The organism is Lacticaseibacillus paracasei subsp. paracasei, from assembly GCF_000829035.1.
GTDB classification, from domain to species: domain Bacteria; phylum Bacillota; class Bacilli; order Lactobacillales; family Lactobacillaceae; genus Lacticaseibacillus; species Lacticaseibacillus paracasei.
In genome coordinates this window covers 2,011,776-2,035,574 of record NZ_AP012541.1, presented here as the reverse complement: position 1 = coordinate 2,035,574, position 23,799 = coordinate 2,011,776, and the positions used below count along the sequence as shown (strand labels likewise).

Sequence of the window (23,799 nt, the reverse complement as noted above, 5' to 3'; positions counted from 1 at the left end):
TTGATAGACGGTTGCGGCGTCCTGCTGATGCAAGTGGGCACTAATGAAGTATTAACGATTTTGGCACCGCTCTGAAAGGAAGAAGTGAAGAATGGAAAATCGAATGAATAGGGTTATGCAAGAACTCAGCCAGATAATTGATAAATTTGGCAGATATCTGCTGGTAATTGCTTTTTCATTTTGCCTGTTGTGTTTATTTAAGCTCCAGATTATTCAAGGCGCTGCATGGGATACATCTGCCTTTGTTCTGGGCGGCATGGGCATTATTTGTGGGGTTTTCCTACTTTTTAAATTGAGTTTGATTCAATTATCAGATCGCCAGGCACTCGTCATTTTAGCCGCGATTTCTCTGATATTATTGGGAATTTGGAACTATATCTATCGTCCAGTTCCGGTCAGTGACTATAAGGTCTTGCTAGAAGGCGCGCAAGATATCGTGAATGGTACGTTTGGCAAGCATGCTGCTCAGCCTAGTGACTATTTTAGGTATTATAATTTTCAAATTGGCTATGCTTATTATTTATCGTTGCTAATGCGAGTATTTGGTTATCGGTTATTGTATTTCAAAATCGTCGAAATGATCGTCATCACCTTGACCGTTTTGATTCTGTTTAAAACTCTGAGATTGTATGTTGATGTACATACAGCCACTTTTGGCGCAGGAGTATTCGCCATCTTCCCATATATATTTATAGGTGCAGGCATTATCAATAACCAACATGAGGGACTTTTATTAGAAGCAGCGGCCATTTATTTTATTTTAAAACGACAATCTTGGCAGAATCTTTTACTGGCAGCGGCTTGTATCACTTTGGCACAAACTTTGCGGCCGACCGCTGTTGTCGTCGTGATGGCGATTGCTGCCACACTATTGATTCAGGCTGTCTACCACAGAAGCCGTCAAAGATTACTTGGTACTATCGCTTTTGTAGCCGCATTTTGGGGTCTAGGATGGATCATAAATGGACTATTTATCATTTCAGGTGTTGCGCCATACGGTATCAAAGGTGGGAATCCTTATTATAAGTTTCTGATTGGACTTACCGGAAAAGGCGTTAGTGGAAAATATACAACAAGTGCCCGTAAATCACAGTTATATTATGATTTAAAAGCTTATCACTTTGACTATGGCTTATATAAACAGGCAGCTGCTGATAAATTACGGCGTGTTTTTGTACATGGCGTTAACCTTCAAGATGTCATGGATCGATTTACTAGTTTTTTGGGTAATGTTGACAATCAATACAATCTCGGAGGCGATCAGGCCTTTCTTGAACGTCATTCATTGTTGATTTCATCACTAAACTTTTCTGGTATCATTATTTATGCCGGTACAGTTCTGGGAACATTTAAGCGTGTTGTGACTGAGAAGGTTCTCATCGATCGAGTCGCTTACCTGTTGCCAGCCTTGATTTATGGCATGTTTTTCTTTGCTTACATAGTTATGGAAACGCAGACGCGGTATCGCTTTGAGCAATATTATGCTTTGTTCCTTTTAGCAACGCCGGTTATTTATCGTTGGTTGAAGATCATTCAAAGAAAAATGTTTACCGATAATTTGACAGACCCGTTGTCATGAGCTGATTGATATGGCGGTGTTTAAGTGATCTTTGACACAAAAACGCAAAACGTGTCACCAGAATGTTTCTTTAAAAGGCACAGAAGTCCATGTATAATGATCGTGTTTTAAAGAACTTAATTAAGAAGGAGCTTAACAATGGGGAAAAAGGAGAAAAAGTTGAAGAATAAAGTATTTTGGACAACTGCTGCGATTGCCTCTTCACTTTTATTTTCACAAGTTGTTTTAGGCACGCCGGTATCTGCTGCTGAGAATGACAGTGCAAATACAGGAACAAGTGCGCAATCGAGTCAGGACCAAACCGCACCTTTTCACGAAATGAACCAGCATTCAAATGCTGCTGGTGCAACGACAACTGAACAGGCACCAGCTGCCCCAGCAAGTCGTGCGCGGTCATTTTCGAGTAATGGCACGCTTGCGACGTCAGGAGGCGCACAGGCAAATGCACAAACCTTTGCGGCTAATTCGTTGACGATGATGAGCTTTACCATTGGTGACAAGTCAGTACCAAGGACCGATGTCGTTGATGTCGCTTCTTATCAGTATTGGCTGACACAGGCTAATTTCAACACACTTCGCTCGCTTGGGGTAAGAGGCGCGGTAGTGAAGACGTCAGAAGGTAATTTCTATCAGAATCCATATGCCGGTAAGCAGATTCAGTATGCTAAGAATGCTGGCATGGCAATTTCGGTTTATCACTATGTGCATTTTAGTTCACAGGCAGCTGCGATCAATGAAGCTAATTATTTTGCCAATACACTTGATTCGTTAAATGTTGGTAAACAAACGAATGTTGTGGCAGATGTTGAAGATAATGATGTGAGCGGAGATGTTGGCGCAAATTTAACTGCATTTTGGCAAACTTTGAACAAACGCGGATACAATAACCACGTTTTATATACCGGCAAATATTATAGTTATTCGAATGCTGCAATTGCTACTGTTGGTAAGAACCGGACTTGGGTTGCGGATTACCCATACACACCCAGCGCTAGTTCATTATGGAATCAAGACTTTGGTGCATGGCAGTATTCCTCTTTAGCATACTTACCAGGCGCTTCAAGTCCAGTTGATGTTTCAATTGACTATACAGGGCTTTTTACGCAGGCAAATACCGTGGCACCTAAGCCTGAAACGCCTTCATACGATACGATCCTTTCTACAAAAGCAGTGAATTACGATACGACCATCGTCAATCAGGATAGCCGAAAAGACGGTATCTATGCTGATGCTCCTTATCACACGAGTGCGACGACGGCAATTTCTAACTTTGATGGCGTTGCGTATAATAATCAGACAGTTCATGTGTTAGCGGAAACAATTACTTCCCGTGGTACTTATTTGAAAGTTCGCGCTCAAAATGGCAAAGTTTTCTGGATTGATAAAAATGGAACGGCTCAACTTTCTTTTGATAAAATTGTTTCTAACAAATCAGTGAATTATGCGGCGACTATTCAACAAAAGGGACGCTCAGACGGCATTTATACATCAGGTCCATATCATACGTCTGCCCTTACTTCTGGTGGCAACAGCGATGCACCTAGATATAATGGTCAACGCGTTCAAGTCATTGCTGAAGCCGTTACGACGCGAGCGGGTGGAACGACTTACAATCAGATACGTTTAGCGAATGGTCAAACATTCTGGATTGATAAACGTGGTTTGAAAATGGCTGATGAGGCAGGCTTCGACAAAATTTTGCTCACGAAGACAGTCAGCTATTTGGCCATTGTTGATCAAAATCATCGAGCGGATGGGCTGTATCAAGAGGGGCCTTATCACACATCTTCTGCGACAGCGATCGGTAATACCAATACCAAGTCTCTAAATGGACGGTTGGTACAAGTTATTGCCGAGGCCACCACCTCGCGATCCACCAAATCAACTTATGTCCAGATTCGACTTGGCAATGGCACAACTTATTGGACAGACAAATTGGCTTTGACGAGTATGTCACCATTGAGTCCAATTCTTTCAACGTCAGATGTTAATTATAATGCCGTGGTGAATCAGAAGACACGGGTAGACGGCCTTTACGCTGATGGCCCTTATCATACAAGCATTACGACACTTGTTGGCAACGACAGTGCTAAGCAATATGATGGTCAGAACGTTCATGCCACAATTGAACAAAAGACTGATAGAGGCACTTACGTTAAGGTTCAATTCCCAGATGGCCATATTTATTGGATTGACAAAGGTGCCCTTACTATTAGGTAGCTTTAAACCAAGCCAGCAGTTTGTCAGTCGCAAATAGAAAGTAAAACGGGTCTTGCATTTACTAGATGATTGCTAGTGCTTGCAGGGCCCTTTTTAATGAATTCGTGTCTAAAAAAAGAGCGATTTAGTCTTGAAAACTTTTTTTCGGAAATGATACTTTGTTGAAAATAATCGTTGGAAGTTGGAGTGATTCACATGCACGAAAAAAATAAACTGAGTTGGGCGCATGAGCTTGCGTGGCTTTTAGGAATTGTTATCATGGCGTTGATTGTACTGTCACCGCAATTAAGCTATCATGCTTTGGCAGTTGGCGACGACTGGGAATTTCATTGGAATCGTTTTTATGAAGCGGCCATGCAACTCAAGACCGGCAAGTTCAACTTTTTTCAGTCACTCTATTCGTTTCGACAATCAGGACGCATTATTAACGCGGTTTATGGCAGTGCGTTTGCTTATTGCCACGGTTTTATCTTAATCATTGCCAAAACTTGGTTTAGAGCAGAGATCATTTCCAGTTTTTTATGTTTAGTAACAGCGGGAAGTGGTATGTATTTTTTGACTCGGTACTGCCAAGTGAAGCGTCAAATGGCTTTTGCTGCTGCGGTTTTATACATGGGAACACCTTTAGTGCTGTTTTATGTCACCGATTCGGCTTTGCGGGGATGGGGAGCGGCTCTACTTCCGCTGACAACGATTCCGCTGATCCGCATGGTGATCAATCATGAAAAGCCGATTAGTCCTGTTTTATTTGGTTTATCAGCAGCTACGTTAATGGCGGTTCAGAACTTTACAGTTATACTGTACGTTATTAGTGCCGCCATTTTCTTCATTCCGGGACTCTATTTGGCTAAGAATAAATGGCGAACAATACTTGATGCCGTTGCAGCCGTTGGGGTTGCTGTTGCCTTGAATGCTAGCACATTGGCAGCAATTTATGAGCTACATAACGAGCACCTTGTTATGCCATATAAAGTCACCGATTTACTTGGCAGTGCTTCGCGATTGTCGCTTGGCAACATGACTCGTCTGGACTTGGGTTTGATTTTGTCAGCGATGATTCTCTTTCAGCTAGTGTTTGCTGCGTTGAACTGGAAACGACTGAAAATCGTTGAAAAACTAATTAACCTTGATGGATTTTTGTTTTTGTGGCTATCTTCACCACTTTTTCCATGGAACTTTCTTGCTGATCATTTTAATGTTCTTCAAACGATTCAGTTTCCGCAACGCTTCAACCCAGTCGCCTTGACAATGATGATTCTGGGTACAACAATATCGATTCAAAAACTGAATATTAATGCCAAGACGGAACGCACTCGCTTGTTCTCAGCGCTTTTCATTAGTGTCGCTGGGTTAAATTTAGTCAATGGTTACACCTGGGTAAACGAGAAAGCAACAGCGTGGCAAGGCGATCAGGTTGCAGTTAGTGCTGATTCAACCATTCAAAATCAGGCAGAGATTCGCGACTTGTTTAATCATGCATATGATCAGGCAAACATTTTTGGTGTTATTACCAAAAACACGCCAGATTATTTACCTGTCCCGAATGTAAAAAACACGCTCTACGCTTATGATGCGTACAAACAGCAAATTCTGCACAATCACGTAAATGTCAGGAAACAAGTTGATGCAGATAGTCGGCTTGACTTCACTTGGCAAGCTAAAAAGCGAAAATCGACGCTTATGCCAGTGATTGTTTATAAGCATTCAACCGTTTTTTTAAATGGCAAAAAATTGGAGCCCTCACAGTACAAGCGAAGCAATATTGGCGCATTGATTGTGACACCAAGATTGGGTGAGAATCATTTGGTCGTTGGTTATGCTCCGTCGAAGCTTTTCTGGGCGGCTGCGATCATTAATGGTATCAGTTTACTTGGCATTTTTGGGTACGGACTTCTGAAATTAATTCAGTTTTTGCGATCTTGCGTAAAGCAATAAGGCTTTGCGCTGATTAAACAAAACAGCCCCGGTAAGATGCGTTGCTCAGCATACATCTTGTCGAGGCTGTTTTTAAGCTTAGTAATGTCATTTTTAGGATAAAATGCGCTCGCTAGCGCAGAAACCAGCTCACGCTTTGGACGTCATGAGAAGGTTAGTCAGTTTTTGTAACTTTTGCCGAGCCTGTGTTGCGAAAGATCAATGGCATAAAAATGGCTGCTAGTCCAAAGCAAGCTATCACAATAAAAACAACAACTGACTTGGGATATTGATATGAGACAGAGATCACTGAGCTGCCTTTGGGGATCGTAACAAGGGTTGCACCTGTTTTCGAGATTTTTGAATGAACCGGCTTTTGGTTAACCGTTACGACCTGACTCGCATACCAGAATACCGGGATTGTCAGTCTTGCGTGTGATTGCGTTGAGTTATCAACTTGTACAGTAAAGTCATTGTCAGTGAAGTGATAGACCGGGTTAATTTGCTGCGCGTTTAGGAAGAACTGCTTTTGTAAAATTTGTTGAAGATTTTTCTTGCTCTGGACTTGCTCTGGCGTATAGTCACCATAAAAAATATTTTTAACATTTTTGACAAGTGTTCCTTCTCGAGGGGTCTTTTCAGCTTTGGCAGCCGTAAAAGTGGCAAGCGCCGTTGTATTACCAATTGTCAATCCTGCGATAAGTGCTAATAAGAAAACGGATTTCAACAAAACATTTTTCCGAATCACGATCCCAAGAATGAGACTAAAACTTGCAAGCAAGAGAAGCGATATGTAGGCATTTAACCGCCACACAAATTGAATTCTGCCGAAGATGGTGTTGTTCGTTAGAAACCAAGGGAAAAGGGACGTTGAGATAAGCATGATTCCCAAACCACCCCATAGACAGAATGTGCTAAAAGCTGTTCGGGATCGTTTCACGATGATGAACAACATAAGGGCTAAGACACCAGCGATCACGACAGAAGCCCCTAAACTACTTCTGACGTTGAGATTTGGGTACATACGATTACCTAGCGAATTCATCAGCCAGTCGGTCAACGGCAGCCCATGCAAGGCGGGTTGCCAGTTTAAGTAAAGCTTATTGTTTAAGCTGGTATTAATTACCAAAAATAAGTAAGGGGAGCATAAAATCACGGTCCAAAAACCCGCTGTAAAAAGCGATTTAATACGGGCTTTTCGTTGATCTAAAAAACCCAAGCTAACCATGAAGCCAACAACAATCAAGATGCTGGTCATGAAAAGTGAGAGTGTATGCGAATAGGTAATCAAAGTCATACCTACACTGAGAGATCGCCATTTATTGTAGTCATCAAAAAGAATATAGTATAGTCCTAGCAGAACCAGCGGCAGAAAGGTCATGCTGACTGCTTCACCTAATGCAGAGCGTACAAAGAAATTGGTACTTCGGTAAAACGAGAAAACGTAAAGTGCCGCGAAGCAAAATGCACTGAAGGTATTATTCGAAATTTTGAACAAACACCAATAAGCCAAGATTGCTGTCAAGAATGTTATTAGAAAGTAGAAGAGCTTATAACTAAAAATAAAGTCACCGGTTGTGTGATAGATCAGGTAAAGCGGATAGACTGTTTCCCAAGGATAAAATATGTTTGCCATTGTGGCAGTATGTGCGAAAACATCAAAATTCACTGGGCTTTTAAAGATATTGTCCAGTGCCAAAACCCTTTGAACATGGAAAAAGAAATCATCACCCATATACGATGTTGCAAAGTTGAAATTTAGTAGTGGTAGGATATTTAAAAAACTGATCAGACCTAGTATTACGATGATGATGCTTGTTTTGAGTAATTTGGTTCTGTTAATGCTCATTAAGTATATGCCCCCAATTTAACTAGTCCTTATTCCCCATGTTGACTATTTTAAGCTATCTTGCGATTTTCTCACTGAAAAACAGCCACGAATCCACGCATTTCTCTTAAAAAAATATCGTCAAAACAGTTTAACATATAGACGAATATGCTTGTTTGTTAAAGTCAGAAGTTACTGCCATCATCACATATTTAGACCGACTAAGTTCTTGGTTGGTGCTATGGTATAATGCTTTCAATGTGAACAGACGGCAATGTTCTTTTTTAAGACGCTTGAATTGTCAAATTAAGTGCAACACTACATTAAAGAATATTTCATAAGGCGTTTTCCATCCGAGACATTTACGGGGACGATTATTCATTTGTTCTGCATATGCTTGTATCCGGCGGTCAGTAATTGAATCAAGGTCAGTTCCTTTTGGCAAATATTCGCGAAGCAAGCCGTTAGTATTTTCGTTAGTTCCTCGTTGCCAAGGAGAGTGAGGATCGGGAAAGTAGAAGGGCGTACCAAACTTATCAGTTAAACATTGAACTTTGGCAAACTCTTTACCCCTATCCGGGGTAATCGTTAACGATCTACCAGGCCATAGCTTCATTAAGTCGCTCAAAGTATCCGTGACTGCTTCTGAAGTTCTTTTAGCAGCTTTACCAATAAGCAGGTAACGAGATTTTCGATCAACCAATGTAACGACACAAGCCTTTCCGCTTTTGCCTAACACGGTATCACCTTCCCAGTGACCAATTTCTACACGGTTGTCAGCTTCTCGCGGACGATCATGAATCTTGTTGGGGATTGGAATCTTGCCTCGCTTTTCTTGATAAGCTTTATTGTGGCGAGACTTGCCGTGATGCCTTAGATGGCGCACGGCACTAGAGCTGCCAGATTTAAACAAATTATCAAATAAGCCATTGAAAATCCCACGGTAAATAGTCGTGGTACTGATCTGCACCGGATACTTTTCGACTGCCAAGCGATTCGATATTTCCTCCGGAGACCAAAGGTCTTCGCAGAAGTGTTCTCTCACCACTTCAAACACCTGAGGATTACTCAAAAGAGAGACTCTGCCACAGTTGCCTTTGCGCTGTTTGTACTTCTCCTGAGCCTTCGAAGGTGAATAGGATTTACCAGTAGAATTACGGCTTAATTCTCGAGAAATGGTTGAGTAACTTTTCTTGATATGGCTGGCAATCTCACGAAGTGAGTTTCCATGATTCCTCATTAAAAAGATAGTTTCCCGTTCATCTATGGTAATATGCTTGTAGTGATCCATGGCTAAATTCCTTTCATGATTGTTTTCGCAAACATCATTTTACAGAAATTTGGCCATGGGCCATTCTTTATTTAATTAGTGTTGCACTTAAAGTGTAAATTCAAGCGATTTAAAATCAGATTGGTTGTTGACGTTTGAAGTCTGGTCTTTAAAAATTCTGACGACCTTCATGTTTTGCGAAGGGCAATCATTGTGTTCATCTCAAAACGAATTCTTCAATCGATAGTATCTTCATCAGGAGGCAGTATGTATCAGCTGAGTATTATTATACCTATATATAACGGTGAAGCTTATTTAGAGAGACTGTTGAAAAGTATCGGCGTGATTCCGCCGAGCGTAGAGTTGATTCTAGTTGATAATGGGTCGACTGACGGTAGTGTTAAAATTATCCAGGCTTATCGGGCAGCTCAGCCACATACGAAAGTGGTCTTTGAGAAGCAAAGTGGTGTTGCAAGTGCCCGAAATGCTGGCCTTGCGCTGGCAAAAGGAAAATATATTTGGTTTATTGATGCCGATGATGCGGTTCGGAGTGATGCACTTTTAAGGATTCTCCAGATTGTGACGACAATTGACTTCGATCTTTTTATTTTTAACTACCAGCCTCTTGAGCAAGGAGCACCGCTGCCTCAGACCAATGCTCAAATTAACGTTAAAAGTCAAAAAGTAGAATTGCCAGAGATTCTTCATGAAATGTTAGGCAGTTCGCGGGATGTTGTTGGCGGCTTTCCTCATAATAAGGTTTTTGCACGCGACTTGATTGGGTCGGACATTTTTCCTGATTGTAGCTTTGCTGAAGACTTGGCTTTTTTTGTGCCGATTCTATTACGGTCAAAGCATATTTATAGATTGCACGAAGTCCTGTATTATTACTATCAGAATAATGACTCGACCGTTCATCAAGTTGATACTAAGAAGCTGACTGACTACGCCAAAGTTGTTGATCAGATTGAACGTCAATTAAGGCAGAGTGGGCTTGCTTCGAATCGTGATATCAATGAGTATGTGCTAAGGAGACGCTTGTCGATCTTCTTCCAAAATCTTGCTGGTCCGAAAGACCCTGAGATAAAAAAGCAGATTCGTCAAAGGATGCGGCAATATTCGTTTAAGCAACTCGTGGCGTATCGAAAAGATAAGAAGTTGATGGTCAAAATCATGCTCTACAAACTTCGAATTTTAGAAGTACTGCCGTTCTTGCTGAAGTATGTCTATTAGTTGGACTGGGATTGGCGTGTCTTAACGATCATGCTCAATAAACTGGGAGGAACCATGAAGATTCTATTTGTATCGACTGGTCATGTCGATGATGATTCAAGATTGTTAAAAGAGAGTGCAACTTTGCAGGCTGCTGGTCATGATGTCACAATTCTTGGCTGGCGTGAAGATCCGCATGGACGAATGACGACAGATACGTTTGACTTTGACGGCCAGACATTGAAGGCGATCTTTACCGGCATTAAGATTTCATATTCTTTTAAATATTTTAAAGTTTTTGCTTTTATGCGTTTTGAAGCTTTTCTCTATCGTTGGTTGAGCAAGCACTTGCATGAATACGATGCGGTTCAAGCATGTAATGTGCATACGGGTTATATCACGTCAAAGGTTGCCAAGAAGACCAAAACCAAACTGGTTTATGATATCTTTGATTACGCACCTGATACCCGAAATTATCCGGAATGGTATCGTAAAATGGTCGTTCATTGGGAGAATGTCACCATGGCCACTGCTGATTGGACGCTTATCTGTTCTGAAGATCGTCGTCGTCAAATAGAACCAGCTAAGCCGCAACATTTGGCAGTCATTTATAATTCGCCATTGGATAGTCCAGTTGCTACTAATGCAGAAGCCTTTGACCCGACGCAGAAAGATTTTAAGATTGTTTATATTGGTGGGTTAAGTCCATATCGTTGTTTGCCAGAGCTGTTAGGAGCCGTTGAAAAAAAATCGGCGTTGTCACTCACGGTTGCTGGTCAAGGCCAGTATCAGGATATGTTTGCTGATGCGGGTAAACGTGATCCGCGCATCCAATATCTTGGCGTTGTGCCTTATGATCAGGTAAATGGTATTGAAAAAACAGCTGATATTCTGGTGGCGTTATATGATCCTGTGCTAAAAAACCACTTATATGCTTCACCTAACAAGTTTTTTGAAGCTATGGAACTTGGCAAGCCATTGCTCATGATCGAAAAGTCTGGCATGTCTGATTGGCTGATTAAGTATGGTTTCGGTGCTGTCTGTGGCACTTCTGAAGCAGATATAGCTGATGGACTGCAACGTCTTATTGATAAGCGTCAAAACTGGGCTAAAGAGGCAACCTTGATGCGGCAAATTTATCAAAAGGAATTTTCATGGTCGTTAATGCAACAGCGGTTGCGCGATATTTATCAAAGCTTTGAAGTCAAGTGAAACGAGGAAATGAGTTGCGAAATCGGTTTGAAGTAACCAGAAAAAGCATTGTCTGGAGTTATGCAGGGACTATTTTTTCGATGGCGAGCAATTTTATCTTGCTACCAATTATTTTTCATTTCTTGAGTTCTCAAGAAATCGGATATTGGTATTTGATTTTAAGTATCAACGGCTTGATTGCGCTATTTGATTTTGGCTTTGATCCAGCTTTTGCTCGAAACATTGCTTACATCTGGTCAGGAGCAAAAACGTTGAAGTCGCGCGGAGTTGATCAAGAACATGATCATACCGCTGTGAACTACCATTTATTGGCATCAACGATTCACGCGGCGCGCGCCATTTACATGATTTTGGCGCTGGTGGCAGTTATCTTGGTCGGTATTTTCGGGACCATTTATATGAACGCCTTTGTTTTTAGCAAATTGCCCGCGGCTGAATATAAGTGGACCTGGCTTGTATTCTGTTTCTCGTTGTTTCTGAACCTCTATTTTGGCTATTTTTCAGCGTTGCTCCGTGGGTCAGGCAAGATTGATTCTGTCAATAAAGCACAAGTGTTTTCACGTTCATTACAAATTCTGCTAACTTTTGGCGGTTTTCTGCTCTATCCTTCAATTCTAGCTCCGGTTATTGGTTTGGTGATGTACGGCATCATTTTCCGGACAATTTGTAATCACTTTTATTGGCAAGACGAAGAAGTTCGTGCGCACCGCGACGCCTTGAAATCGCCAATGAATTGGAAAGAAATAAAAGATGTGTTTTTGTTTATCTGGCCTAATACTTGGCGTGATGGGCTGGTTAGTATGTCTAACTATGTGACGTCACAAGGCATGTCTCTGATGGCCGGTGCTTTCTTGCCATTATCAGTGACCGGCGTCTATTCAGTGGGTGTTCAGTTCGCTTCTGCTATTGGCACCGCGGCATCGGCTATCAATGGGGCTTATAATCCGATCTTGCAGTCAAACTTTGTCAAACAAGACTTTGATTCCATTAGGGACAAGACCTCTAAAGCGGTTGCCGCCTATGTTTGGTTGTTCGTCATTGCGGTTGTGGGGACATTGCTGGTCATTTTCCCACTGTTGAAGTTGATCAAGCCTGCATCTGTGCCGACATTTCAGGTCTTCTTGCCGCTGCTTTTGTACTATTTCCTCTATCAGCAGCATTCTGTGCACGCATCCTATATTGCGAATGCAAACATCATTCCATATACCAAAGCGTTCCTGATTTCTGCAGGCACCAATCTGTTGGGACTTTGGCTCGGGCTTGAACTGACAGACGGCAATATGTATTTTCTCTTGTTCTTTCCGATCTTGGTTCAAGGTGTGTATAACAATTGGCGTTGGCCATCTTATTATTACAAGATGATCCACAGTTCATTGTTCTCTTCCATCAAAAATGGCACCATTGCTTGGGGGAAAACTTTTGCAAATTTCTTTAAATCCGGCTCAAACGTATGACTTCCGCATTCTTTGCGGTATCATAAAAACGCGGATGGTCGCTAAGAAAATTCTAAGCGACCGATCAACCGAGAAGATAACTTGAGAAGGGTTTGTAAGGCAGATGTCTTTATTTCTTGAGCTGGCTGATCTCTGGAAATATTGTGGTACATTAGACACATTGCAATGTTGTTTTGACGATAGGGTCTGCTGAGTCGGACACTGTTTGTGAATTTAAGAAATCGTGTTAATGATGGAGGAATCATGGAAAACTTACTGAGCATGAAAGAATTGATGGTATCACTTCGTAGGAGCTGGTGGCTCGCTCTCTGCACATTATTGTTGGGTGCTGCTGTGGCAGCCGGTTTTGCATATGGAGTCATGAAACCAGCTTATTCTTCGACGGCACTCACTGTTGTTAATCAGCAGAAAAATAATACTGAATCAGTCAATCAGATGTTGAATCAAAATCAGTATGATTCTGAATTGTTGGCAACCAGCAAGTCCTTGTTTAAAACATCTGCTGTCTTTGATGAAGCCTCAGCCCAACTATTGAAAAAGGACAACCTGAACATCAGCAGTGGTGATTTGCAAAAGCAAGTTAAAGTTGACAATGAAGATAATTCCCGTGCTTTTTCGATTCATGCGACTGCTAAATACAGCAAGGATGCGGCACTGATTGCTAACGAAATGGCCGCTGCTTTTCAAAAGACTATCTCTGCTATTACCAATCACAATGACACAGTGACAATTCTGGCACAGGCAACACCCAGTTCGGCAGCAACAAGTACTAAACCGATGTTCATCATTGTTCTTGGTGCCGTTGTAGGATTCTTAATTGGTCTTGCTTGGATTGTCCTTAGAGAAATCAAAAAGGCTACAATTAAGACAAAAGAAACATTGGGGCAAATCGCTAATGCACCTGTTCTTGGGGTTATTACACTTAAGAAACTCTAATCTGCCCGCTAATGTGGTTTGATTTGGTTTTGTTGAACAAATTAAGAGGAGTTTTCCATGACAAACGCAAATACGCATCAATTTATTAGTGATGAATCGGTTTCGGGACAAGAGTTCCGCACTTTAAGAAATAATATTGCCTTGCAAGTGAGCCGCGATGACGTTCCTGTCTTGTTAATGACGTCGGCAACGTCGGGGGAGGGTAAGTCTTATGTTGCAGCTAATTTAGCAGCGAGCTTCGCAACTGAAGGTAAACGGACGCTTCTGGTTGAAGGTAATCTCCATCGCCCGATCTTGGCGTCGGTATTTGATCTAAAGGGCCAAGATGGGCTAGCATCGTTAGTTGACGTGGCTCCCGAGAGTGTTGATGTCGACAAGCTAGTCGTTGATACCAAAATCAACCGACTGGCCGTTGCCGTTGCTGGCGAATCTTTGGCGGATCCGGCACAGCTCTTAGCAAGTGCAGCATTCGAGGAATTTCTGCAACAAGTTAAGACCAAATTTGACATCATTGTGATTGATGGACCGGCCATGGCTGATGCGAGCGAAGCAGGATTGATTGCGGAACTGGCATCGGGTGTGATTGTCGTTGCCAAAGCAGATGGTCCTTCGAAACGGTTGGTTAAACAAACAATTGCGCAAGTTCGCGACTTGAATGCGGAACTTGTCGGTACGGTTTTAAATCAAGCGTAAGCATCAAATTAGATGAGATTTACTTTGATGACTATTTTTAGGAGTCGTCTCATGACGGGTAATAGGAGAATGATGTCGTGGTTTTTTATCTAGGGCTCTTTGCAATTATGATGATCTTCATGTTACTCGGGCGTGTGACCATGTCATCGATCTGGGCTTGGTTGGGTGTCATCATACTCGCGCTCGTAGCCGGGTTGCGGTATGAAACGGGTAATGATTTTCTCCCTTACAAGACAATATACGCGGGTGACTATTCGGCAGGACAGGTTGAGCCAGGGTTTCTATTTTTACGAAATTTGTTTAATTGGATTCACGCACCGTTTTGGATTTTTCTCTTGGCATGGGCGGTTGTCACGCTGACACTTTTTTATTTCTTTGCCAAGGAATATTTTCGTCCAGCTATCATTCCGATCGCGTATTACTTGAGTCGTTTTTTCTTTATGCGCGATATGGGGCAAATTCGCGCATCGCTTGTATGTGTGACATGCATGTTAGCGTTAAAATTTGTCTATGATGAGAAGCCGTTACCATTCTTGGTGATTGTTGGTCTATCGGCCACAATCCACGTTTCCGCGTTGTTCTTTTTGCTGATCTATCCATTTTGGCTGCTTTTTAGAAGAATTAATTTTAAATGGGTACTAGGCTTTTTAGTTTTTGGTGCAGCTGTCGGGTTTGTGGCTCCGAAGATTCTAAGCGTGATCATTGTCCATACCTTGCCTCGATATGCACCATATGTGACTAATGCTAGTTATTTGTCTTCAGGTTTGTTTGATCCGGTAACGTCGATGCAGGTTATCATTTGCATCACAGGCTTTTACATTTTAAACCGTGGTATGGTTTCGAATGCCTTGATTGGTGGATCGGAAAAGTTCAAGTTTTTGATGGTTGTATACTTATTTGCCACGTTGACATTATTGTCATTGTCGCAACTGTCGACGATTGGTGGCCGTCTGTCAACTATCGCGACAACAACAGAGACCATTGTCTTGCCAACAATCGTCTTCTCGATTATGCCAAAAAAGACACGGACGTTGTCGATGGTCGGGGTTTGTGCAGTGATCTTTGTCTTGATTTTCTTGATTAGTGGAGCATACAAAACCTTTGTTCCATATCAAATGGCTTTTTAAAGTTTGAGGACAGAGCATACTACCTGTGAAGCTTAACGCTCACGAAAATAACGGCCGGCCTCTCGATCTGGGAGACCGGCCGTTTTTACAGTGAAGCCAGGTAAGTAGCCCGTTTGTTTTAATTTTTTTAACTAATATGACAGTTAAGCAGTTAACGGTTTTGTTTGTCAAGGGATCATGATATGCTTAAAATTATTCAATATTTTGAGCATTAAATTAATAATTTTTGGCTGTACGAAAAATGTCCATTGGGGGATGGTCATGGCACCGTTTGGGAGGCAATGTAAGTGATTGATATTGATACTCGATTTAACCGGCAAAATTTTAATGCTACGCTTCTACTGTTTTATTTGCGGTATAGACCTTGGCAAATTTGGATCATCTTTCCAATGGGCTATGCTTGGCTGTTGTTTAGGTTCAAACGTATTGATATAACGACCTTTCAAGCTAGATACTGGCAATGGTTATTCAAACAACCAATCAATGAATCGAAATGGCGACGACTTGGCCAGCGACTCGTAAAAAAATCTCATCACAAGGTCAAGTCTGACACATGGATTGTGGCCCCGATACCCGACAAGCTTTTGGACTGGCTACTATCAGGGGGGAGGCATATTGGCTTAGATTTAGATGAGCAAGGTTATCCTTTACCAGCAGCGCGCCCACTTGCTGAAAAGATAACTTATTTGCGGACTGATTCCCTTGTTGTATCCCCGCATTTTTACCGACAAATTGTTCGAGGTACACAGTTACAACCTGTTACAAAAATCTATGCTAATCGTAAATTCTTTACTAGTTTTAGACAGTATCGTTGGCACCAGTGTGGGTTAGTCACAAGAAATATTGTTGTGCTGGCTGTGCTGGCCATTATTACTGGCGTTGCAACGATTTACATGTCATCAGCAGCGTATGATTTGAAACTGACCAAGATGGTTTTCACGAGTCCAACGTTACTTTTACTCAATTTCATGCCGATTTTTGTCATCATGCTGATCGCCTATGCACTTTTTAACCGAATGATGTTAGCCGTTTTTGTCGGCCAGATTCCGGCAATCATTGTCGCAATGGTGAATTATTTTATGTTGCAGTACCGTGATTACCCATTTGACTTTGCTGACATTTCCTTGGCATCTGAGGCAAGTAATATGGGTGCACGGTATAGTTATGTCCCGCCAGCCAAATATTTATTTGTAATTGGCAGTTTGTTGTTATTAACGGTCATTATCACCCTTTTTTTGAAACCGGTATCAGCGCGATTGAACGTTCGGTTAGTCATGGTCTTTCTTTTATTGCTTGGGTCAGCATATGGCCTTAGTCGTTACTATCTCGTTGACGATCACTATGTTTTAGCTAATGATGACCCTTGGGGACCTGATGCTGATCGTTACGTTGTGAATGGTTACATGTTTGCGTTTATTCATTCAGTCAAGAATGATTGGTTAGTGCCACCAGACAACTACAGTGCTGACAATGCTAAGGAAGCTTTAAATAAATATCAATATCAAAGTATTCCCGCTGACAAACGTATTAATATCATCACCGTTCAGCTTGAGGCTTTTCAGGACTTTTCAAAGTGGTCTGATTTAGATATTGATCCTTCTGTCTATGCAGGTTTGCATGAGGTTGCTTCTGAAGGGATGGCAGGACAATTAACAACTACGATTTTTGGTGGCGGTACAATTGACACCGAGCGTAAGGTTTTAACTGGCTTTTCCGATATGAGTCCGATTAATGGCATGACTAACTCTTTTGTCCATTATTTCAATGAGCAAAACTATGTCACGCGATTCATGCATCCAGGTGATGCATGGTTTTATAATCGGCAAAATATTGATCGGTACTTGGGTTTCCAGAAAACTCTGTTTAGAGACAACTACTATAATCAACATGTTAGTGATGCTGACGTCGTGCCTGATACCTTGGTTTTTAAAGACCTTGTTAAACAATTAAAACAGGTGAATGCTAGTGGTAAACAATTTTTTAATCAAACAGTCACGATGCAAAATCATGGACCTTACGACACAGCGTTTGATGGTGAGGCGCTACTTCCTTGGAAAAAGGGTTATAACAAGAAGGACTATGCGATTATTAACAACTATTTGACGGGCATTAAGGAAACCTCGGATGCTTTGCTAGAACTTAAAAATGAGTTGGATCAGCTTGATGAACCAGTGGTCTTAGCTTTTTGGGGTGACCATAACCCTTGGGGAGGCGACAAGAACTCAACGTACAAGATGTTGGGGATTAACTTGAAACAATCGACCCACGAAGGGTATGAGAACTACTACAACACGCCGTATGTCATTTGGTCTAATCAAGCTGCAAAAAAATTATTGACTACCGATTTCAGCGGCACAGGCCCGACAATGAGTCCTATGTATATGCTACCTGAGATTTTTACCCATGCGGGATGGCAAGGATCTCAGTTTATGCAAGTACTGCAGAAGCTTGAACAACAAGTACCCGTCTTTGGCACGAAGAACCATTATATGATTAATGGTGCCTTGACGACAAAACCGGCAAAGAAAACCGAAAAGGCCATTAAAACTTATGATGATATCGAGTATTATTTGAAGTCAAATTATTTGATGAATCAGAAGGACTTAAAGTGAAGTATCATTTTACCGGTTGATGAAGACGCGGCAATTGCCTGTGATGGCCGCGGCAAACAGTGATTACCGACCCTGTAGTGAATAATAGCAATCGATAGAAAGGTAAACCTCATTGGGTAACCTTTCTTTTTTTGCAAAAAATTGGCATAATCGATTGCGGGCTGTGGCGTTTGTCTGGCACTGGATAGCCGTACGCGCGGTATGTGTCTGATGAGCACAATTCACCGAGTTAAAAAGAATATCGTTTTGAGGTACATTTATGTTACTTTTAATACTGCATGTGTACGAAACAACGAATGAGGTTATTTGATGAAGAGCAAATTCAGGTGGCAATGGTGGGCTGTTACATTAGGCGTTTTCCTAATCGTAATCGCCATCTTTTCAGTTAAGCTATACGCAGACCGACACGCAGCGGCCATGGCAGCAAGCAAGACGCACGCGAAGTCGGTGAGTGAGCATGAGGCGGCTGTGGCTTCTTCGCGGCGGCACGCGGCGAGGAAGGCATCAAAACGGCATGTTGCGGCTGTGTCATCTCGGCGACGGGCAGCAGCGGAGGCTTCTAGGGAAGAGGCGCAGTCGAAAGCGGCACAGGTGGGCCAAAATCATATTGCTGAGGCCAATCAATATGCTTATCCAGTTGCCCAAGTCAAACAAGAGATGGATGCACCGTATACAAGTCCAATTAAAGAGAAGGTGGTATTTTTAACTTTCGATGATGGTCCGAATACGGTTAATTCGCCTAAGGTTTTGGATATTCTCAGTCAGGCTGGCGTTCATGGGACTTTTTTCGTCGTTGGCAAGCAGGTCAGTCCAGAGACAGCGCCGGTTCTTAAGGCGGAATATGATGCTGGGCATGCAATTGGATTACATAGCATGACGCACGATTATAGTTTGCTTTATCCTAGTCGGGTGGGAGCCACGGCAGTAATCGAGAATGAGGCGAAGAGTGCCCAAGCCGCTGTCCAACAGGTTTTGGGATCGGATTTTCGCAGTCATATTTGGCGATATCCGGGTGGTCATTTTAGCTGGAAGGGCTTGGCTGCCGCAGACGTCGCGCTTAGTCGGCTTGGTCTCGATTGGATTGATTGGGATGCGGCAGTCGGCGATGCACTTAGTCCGGCGCAGGAGCCGAAGACTGAGGATGCGATGCTGCAATACCATCTACGTTCCCTGAATGTCTATCCGGCCAGTAACGTGCGAGTTGTCTTAATGCATGATGCCCTTGGTAAGGATCTGACGGTTAAAACGTTGCCGCGGATCATTCAGTATTATCGTGACAATGGTTATAAATTTGGCGTTTTGGAATAAAGACCCTGACAGGCGTTTCTTTGCCGGACAGCTAGTGGTGCGTCTAACCAGAGCAACCTAGACAAAAAGAAAAGAGCACCAACGGCAAGCTGATTGCCGTTGGTGCTCTTCTTTTGTGCTTTCCCAGCGAAAAGGGGTTAAACTTCTTCTTTTACAGCGAATCGGGCCAACTTACCTTTTTGTGCTGGGTTGACGACAGCGGTAATAAGCGTGCCATCTTCGCGGTAGTCAGTGGCCTTGACGACAGTTTCCTGATTCAGATAACTGACGAGTTGACCTTGATCAAATGGGATCAGGTAGGTGTGTTCTTCGTCTTGGCCGAAGATGTCGGCTTTGATCAGACGGGTCAGGGCTTCCAACGAGTTTTTATCACGGGCGGAATACACGATGCGTTGGCCAGTGACTTCAGGATAGCGGGTGCCTTCACGCAAATCGGCTTTGTTGTAAGCTTCGATCATCGGAATATTTTCGATGCCGACTTCTTTCAACGTCTTTTCAGTGATAGCCATCATTTCCGGATAGTTTTCGTCGGAGTAGTCCACGACTTGAATCAAAAGATCGGCGTTGGCTGCTTCAGCGAGGGTGGCTTTGAAACTGTCAATCAAATTATGTGGCAGTTTTGAGACGAAGCCGACTGTGTCGCTGAGCAGGAACTTGCGATTGTCTGGCAAGGTGAGTTGCCGGACACTGGTGTCCAAGGTGGCAAAGAGCATGTCTTTTTCAAAAACTTGTTTGTCTTCCGGACGGTCGGCAAAAAGATTGAGTAAGCCATTCATCGTGGTGCTTTTGCCAGCGTTGGTGTAACCGACTAGTGCAACGACGGGGATGTCATTACCTTCGCGCCGGGCGCGGCGGACCTGATCACCAACACTCGCGTCTTTGAGTTCGCGACGCAGATGGCTGATCCGCTTGTTGAGAACCCGTCGATCAAGTTCAAGTTGCGTTTCCCCTGAACCACGTGTGGCAAAACCAGCACCACCACCAACCTGCTGATCAAGCCGGTTGGCGCTGGGATGCAGCCGTGGTAAGGCGTATTGCAGTTGGGCAATTTCAACTTGGGTTTTGGCTGCCTTGCTACGGGCACGATCAGCGAAGATATCTAGGATTAGCTGGGTTCGATCAATCACGTGCAGTTTGGTTTGCTTTTCGAGATTGCGGAGTTGTGATGGCGACAGTTCATCGTTGATGATGATAGTCGTTGCGTTTTTGACGTCAGCAAGTTCGCGAATCTCATCGACTTTGCCACTGCCAAAATAGGTGGCGGCTGCGGCGCGATCGAGACTTTGGCGGACCTCGCCGACGACGGTGTAGTTATCCGCTTTGGCAAGTTCGCCGAGTTCGGTCATGGTGTAATCAAAGTCGGGCTGCTGACGCGAGATACCGGTAATTAAAACATTTTCTGATTGAGGTTCATTGGATAATTGTTCAGTCATAAATTCCTTTCATTGATCCGGGCTTGGTCGCCGCGGATCGGTGCTAGCAGATCATCATTCATGGCGCGCCTGACGTAACCGCATGGCGATTCACCCCTTTCGATTCATTGGACCAAGTGTAACACGGTAGCCCAAATCTACCCAACATTCGGTGCCAGGACCTGAATATGATCGCTAATCACCTTCAGCGTCAATGGCGTTTTGGTACTAGGATCGCCGTCAATCCTGCTTTGTAAGGTTTTCGGTGTTTTGATGGTCAACTCTTTGGTTGCAAAGTAGGTCATACCGGGCAGTTTTTGGAAGTTGCCGGTGATGAAGTACGGGATTGCTAGTAGTGATCGCCACAAGGTCAGTTTGGGGGCGAGGAAAACGTGCAGCCGACCATCATCAGGGGCAGCGTCAGGGACGGCGTTGGTGAAGCCGCCGACTGAGTTTGTCATTGTGATTAATAGGAACTGCGTGTCTTTTTGCCACTTACCATCGGCGCTATCCAACTGCAGGATCCAATGTTGATGTTGAGCCAGAACTTTAAAGCCCTTCATGAGGTAGATGATCGGGCCGAAGTGCTGTTTTTCTTTCTGGGTCACGGATAAAGCCGCATTTGCTAAAACACCGAGGGTCAACGTGCTGACCATGTAGTGATTATTGACCTGAGCAACGTCGAGTGGCTGTGGGGCAGCTTCAAGAATGTTTTTGATGGCTAACGGCAACAGTAACGGAATATGCAAAACCTTGGCGAGATTATTAACGGTTCCTTCAGGCAAAATGGCCAACAGTGGCGGATTTTTGCGCGGTGCGAGACCAGCGACAACTTGATTGATGGTGCCGTCACCACCGACAGCCACCACAATGTCTGCTTGGGCGTGATAGGCGAACTCGCGCGCGTCATCGGCACTTTTGGTTGGCGCCATCGTGACCTGATGCTGGCGATCTTCCAGTTTCGTTTTGAGTTGTTCGGCAGCAGTTGGTCCTTTAGAATGCCCGGACGCCGGGTTGTAGATAATCGTATAGCTGAGCATGGCGGCACCTCCTATTAACTAGTTTATCACGGTGAACGATAGCACATGCTGGCCGGTGATAATTTTAAGGATAAAAAGACGACCGCTTGTATGATTTTGACGGTCGCAGCTAGTGACGATTCAATTTAAAAACGGTTAGTCAGTGTTAATTTGACGGCGGCCGTTGGCGGTGACTTTGGCGACGACACCAATGATGACGAGATCAACGACAAAAATGATGCTCCATTGCAAGATTGGATTGAGATGATTGAGCAGGTTGACATGCATGCCATATGTGGCGGCACTGACCAATCCGAGCAAAATGATCACGGTGAAGCCGAGCCAAGTTGTTCTGCCAAATGCTAGACCGTTTCTCGCTTTTCGTTGACGTTGGGCGATCCATGGCATCAAAACACCAAGGGCCACCATGCCAATCGGAACGACAATGTTTAAAACCAGCATTAAAGCGAACGTCTCCGCAGTCGCATCTGTCGGGAAGAAGCCAAGCGTGCCAAGCAGGAACGTAATCCCCAACATCCAGATCCCAACGAATAAGCCAACCTTCCGATTTTTTAGATAAGTATAGGCTGGCGTCGGGAAGCGATCCTGATGTAAGCGAACCATGGTGTAAGACCAGAAAAGGAAGCAGGTTGACAACGGGCTGACAATGCCATTGAGGTTCAACAACCAATTAAAGATGTCGTTGATTTTTGGTAGCAAAGCACCTAACGCCATGATCAAAGCACAAAGGATCGTGGTCATCCAATAGCCGTTGATTGGCAAGCCGTCTTCATTCATTTTCGTTAATTGCCGTGGCATAAAGCGTTTGGCGACGTCAGATAGAAAGACGCGGGTTGAAGCGTCAAGAATAACAGCTAGTTGGGCCAACATGTAGATGCCTTGGACAACAGCGAAAAGATACATCAGGCTGTTACCTAATCCAAACTGGCGACCGATTGCCTGAAAAGCATAATAGGAACCATTCATTTTCAAGTCATTCGGCAAGTGATGAGCGTTGAAATAAACGCCGAGCGAGAAAGTGCCGAATAATGTGAGAAACATGGTCATGATGGCAATCATTTTCAATGCCTTGGGGAAGTCGCGGGCTGGATGACGCATGTCTTTGGTGTATGGCGCTGCAAGCTCGGAGCCATTCATCGCAAAAACGAACAGGCCGAAAGTTGATAAGAAACTAAGTGAGAAGAAATCTTTGGGAATAAAAGCTTTGAAATCAAAGGGTCGCGTGGCAATTGGTGCACCTTTGGACAAACCGACAAAGGTCATCACCACGAAGAGAACGGTCATGATAAACATCGCGCCACCGCCGATCGTTGACATGATTTCCAGACTTTTGTTTTTGAAGAAATGCTGAAGCCAGATGAAGATGACGAAAATGACGGCGGTCAGAATTCCAAACCAAGCATTGCCAAGGTTGGCTTGAATGTTGCCATTGCCATTTGCGATCCAGCCAAATGAGATGACGACAGAGTTGGCGACATCGACGACGTAGGGCAGGCCGGTAATCCAGTAGAACCAAGCCGCATAGTAGCCGACAGTGTCGCCGTTGGTTTCACGCATCCAGCTGGTGATGCCACCGCCATGCTCGGAAAAAGTCGAGCCCATGTGCGCGACAATCAGGTTGTAAGGAATCACATAGAAGAAAGTCATGATGATCCAACTGGTGAAGGCGACCAGTCCTTGATTCTGGAAGTTATAAATGATGTCATCGAACCCAATGACTGTGACAAAGTCCATGAGGCCGACAACTACCCAAGGAATATATTGTTTCTGTGGTTTATCTAATTCATTCATATAAAAGGCTCCTTAAATATCTGAAGGTTTAAAAACGACTGGTTTTTAAACTCATCCCCGGCGCCTTATTACGGAGTTTTCCCACTGCGATCCAACTTTCATGTATATTTTCAAAAGCCATTAGTGATTATATCAGGGATTGCAGCGGTTTTGCGGCAAAAGGTAAAGAAAGACTAAAGCAGCTTACAAAG

General features: G+C 43.4%; 16 protein-coding genes. 11 read left to right on the top strand and 5 right to left on the bottom strand.

All coding sequences use genetic code 11. From position 1 onward, the window contains the following. The first annotated feature begins 91 nt into the window (after nt 1-91). The 3 genes from LBPC_RS10085 to LBPC_RS10075 all read left to right on the top strand — a co-directional run bounded on the left by LBPC_RS10085 (nt 92) and on the right by LBPC_RS10075 (nt 5,734). Nucleotides 92-1,579 (top strand): glycosyltransferase family 39 protein, encoded by a 1,488-nt coding sequence (locus LBPC_RS10085; protein WP_004561984.1) that lies wholly within the window; start codon nt 92-94, stop codon nt 1,577-1,579. Between the two features lie 138 nt (nt 1,580-1,717). Continuing rightward, nucleotides 1,718-3,799 (top strand): GW dipeptide domain-containing protein, encoded by a 2,082-nt coding sequence (locus tag LBPC_RS10080; protein WP_004559522.1) that lies wholly within the window; start codon nt 1,718-1,720, stop codon nt 3,797-3,799. Nucleotides 3,800-3,994: 195 nt separating this feature from the next. Further along, nucleotides 3,995-5,734, top strand: a complete 1,740-nt coding sequence (locus LBPC_RS10075) for a hypothetical protein (RefSeq protein ID WP_003591285.1) — start codon at nt 3,995-3,997, stop codon at nt 5,732-5,734. A 154-nt stretch (nt 5,735-5,888) separates the two neighbouring features. Here the strand turns inward: LBPC_RS10075 and LBPC_RS10070 are convergent, their stop codons facing one another. Both LBPC_RS10070 and LBPC_RS10065 read right to left on the bottom strand, forming a co-directional pair. Continuing rightward, nucleotides 5,889-7,562, bottom strand: coding sequence for a glycosyltransferase family protein (locus tag LBPC_RS10070; RefSeq protein ID WP_004559524.1), 1,674 nt, complete (start codon nt 7,560-7,562; stop codon nt 5,889-5,891). Nucleotides 7,563-7,842: 280 nt separating this feature from the next. Then, entirely contained in the window at nt 7,843-8,832 is a 990-nt protein-coding gene (locus LBPC_RS10065; protein WP_004561985.1) for an IS30 family transposase, read from the bottom strand. A 246-nt stretch (nt 8,833-9,078) separates the two neighbouring features. Between LBPC_RS10065 and LBPC_RS10060 the strand changes: the two genes are divergently transcribed. The 8 genes from LBPC_RS10060 to LBPC_RS10025 all read left to right on the top strand — a co-directional run bounded on the left by LBPC_RS10060 (nt 9,079) and on the right by LBPC_RS10025 (nt 19,365). After that, complete coding sequence (locus LBPC_RS10060; protein ID WP_004561986.1) at nt 9,079-10,044, top strand: glycosyltransferase family 2 protein; 966 nt, start codon at nt 9,079-9,081, stop codon at nt 10,042-10,044. A 54-nt stretch (nt 10,045-10,098) separates the two neighbouring features. Further along, the gene (locus LBPC_RS10055; protein ID WP_003592233.1) at nt 10,099-11,235 is read left to right on the top strand and encodes a glycosyltransferase; all 1,137 of its coding nucleotides are present in this window, start codon (nt 10,099-10,101) and stop codon (nt 11,233-11,235) included. A gap of 14 nt (nt 11,236-11,249) precedes the next feature. Continuing rightward, entirely contained in the window at nt 11,250-12,689 is a 1,440-nt protein-coding gene (gene wzx, locus LBPC_RS10050; protein WP_016365444.1) for an O-unit flippase-like protein, read from the top strand. A 243-nt stretch (nt 12,690-12,932) separates the two neighbouring features. Then, nucleotides 12,933-13,625: a YveK family protein gene (locus LBPC_RS10045; RefSeq protein ID WP_004561989.1), complete on the top strand. Its 693-nt coding sequence runs from the start codon at nt 12,933-12,935 to the stop codon at nt 13,623-13,625. A gap of 57 nt (nt 13,626-13,682) precedes the next feature. After that, nucleotides 13,683-14,318 carry a CpsD/CapB family tyrosine-protein kinase gene (locus tag LBPC_RS10040; RefSeq protein ID WP_003602839.1) on the top strand — a complete coding sequence of 212 codons (636 nt, stop codon included), beginning with the start codon at nt 13,683-13,685 and terminating at the stop codon, nt 14,316-14,318. 77 nt (nt 14,319-14,395) lie between these two features. After that, a complete protein-coding gene (locus tag LBPC_RS10035; protein ID WP_016365443.1) occupies nt 14,396-15,445 on the top strand; it encodes an EpsG family protein in 1,050 nt (349 codons plus the stop codon). A 287-nt stretch (nt 15,446-15,732) separates the two neighbouring features. Next, nucleotides 15,733-18,057 (top strand): sulfatase-like hydrolase/transferase, encoded by a 2,325-nt coding sequence (locus LBPC_RS10030; protein ID WP_004561991.1) that lies wholly within the window; start codon nt 15,733-15,735, stop codon nt 18,055-18,057. 309 nt (nt 18,058-18,366) lie between these two features. Continuing rightward, a complete protein-coding gene (locus LBPC_RS10025; protein WP_003602834.1) occupies nt 18,367-19,365 on the top strand; it encodes a polysaccharide deacetylase family protein in 999 nt (332 codons plus the stop codon). A gap of 137 nt (nt 19,366-19,502) precedes the next feature. Here the strand turns inward: LBPC_RS10025 and hflX are convergent, their stop codons facing one another. The 3 genes from hflX to LBPC_RS10010 form a co-directional block, all read right to left on the bottom strand. After that, nucleotides 19,503-20,798: a GTPase HflX gene (hflX, locus tag LBPC_RS10020; RefSeq protein ID WP_003595494.1), complete on the bottom strand. Its 1,296-nt coding sequence runs from the start codon at nt 20,796-20,798 to the stop codon at nt 19,503-19,505. A 137-nt stretch (nt 20,799-20,935) separates the two neighbouring features. Beyond that, on the bottom strand, nt 20,936-21,817 hold the full coding sequence (locus LBPC_RS10015) for a diacylglycerol/lipid kinase family protein (RefSeq protein WP_003566327.1): 882 nt from the start codon (nt 21,815-21,817) through the stop codon (nt 20,936-20,938). 135 nt (nt 21,818-21,952) lie between these two features. After that, nucleotides 21,953-23,608: an APC family permease gene (locus LBPC_RS10010; RefSeq protein ID WP_004561992.1), complete on the bottom strand. Its 1,656-nt coding sequence runs from the start codon at nt 23,606-23,608 to the stop codon at nt 21,953-21,955. Nucleotides 23,609-23,799 lie beyond the last annotated feature (191 nt).

Coding starts and splice junctions, on each gene's coding strand:
- LBPC_RS10085 (WP_004561984.1), top strand. CDS start 92: ATGGAAAATCGAATGAATAGGGTTATGCAAGAACTCAGCCAGATAATT.
- LBPC_RS10080 (WP_004559522.1), top strand. CDS start 1,718: ATGGGGAAAAAGGAGAAAAAGTTGAAGAATAAAGTATTTTGGACAACT.
- LBPC_RS10075 (WP_003591285.1), top strand. CDS start 3,995: ATGCACGAAAAAAATAAACTGAGTTGGGCGCATGAGCTTGCGTGGCTT.
- LBPC_RS10070 (WP_004559524.1), bottom strand. CDS start 7,562: ATGAGCATTAACAGAACCAAATTACTCAAAACAAGCATCATCATCGTA.
- LBPC_RS10065 (WP_004561985.1), bottom strand. CDS start 8,832: ATGGATCACTACAAGCATATTACCATAGATGAACGGGAAACTATCTTT.
- LBPC_RS10060 (WP_004561986.1), top strand. CDS start 9,079: ATGTATCAGCTGAGTATTATTATACCTATATATAACGGTGAAGCTTAT.
- LBPC_RS10055 (WP_003592233.1), top strand. CDS start 10,099: ATGAAGATTCTATTTGTATCGACTGGTCATGTCGATGATGATTCAAGA.
- LBPC_RS10045 (WP_004561989.1), top strand. CDS start 12,933: ATGGAAAACTTACTGAGCATGAAAGAATTGATGGTATCACTTCGTAGG.
- LBPC_RS10040 (WP_003602839.1), top strand. CDS start 13,683: ATGACAAACGCAAATACGCATCAATTTATTAGTGATGAATCGGTTTCG.
- LBPC_RS10025 (WP_003602834.1), top strand. CDS start 18,367: ATGAAGAGCAAATTCAGGTGGCAATGGTGGGCTGTTACATTAGGCGTT.
- hflX (WP_003595494.1), bottom strand. CDS start 20,798: ATGACTGAACAATTATCCAATGAACCTCAATCAGAAAATGTTTTAATT.
- LBPC_RS10015 (WP_003566327.1), bottom strand. CDS start 21,817: ATGCTCAGCTATACGATTATCTACAACCCGGCGTCCGGGCATTCTAAA.
- LBPC_RS10010 (WP_004561992.1), bottom strand. CDS start 23,608: ATGAATGAATTAGATAAACCACAGAAACAATATATTCCTTGGGTAGTT.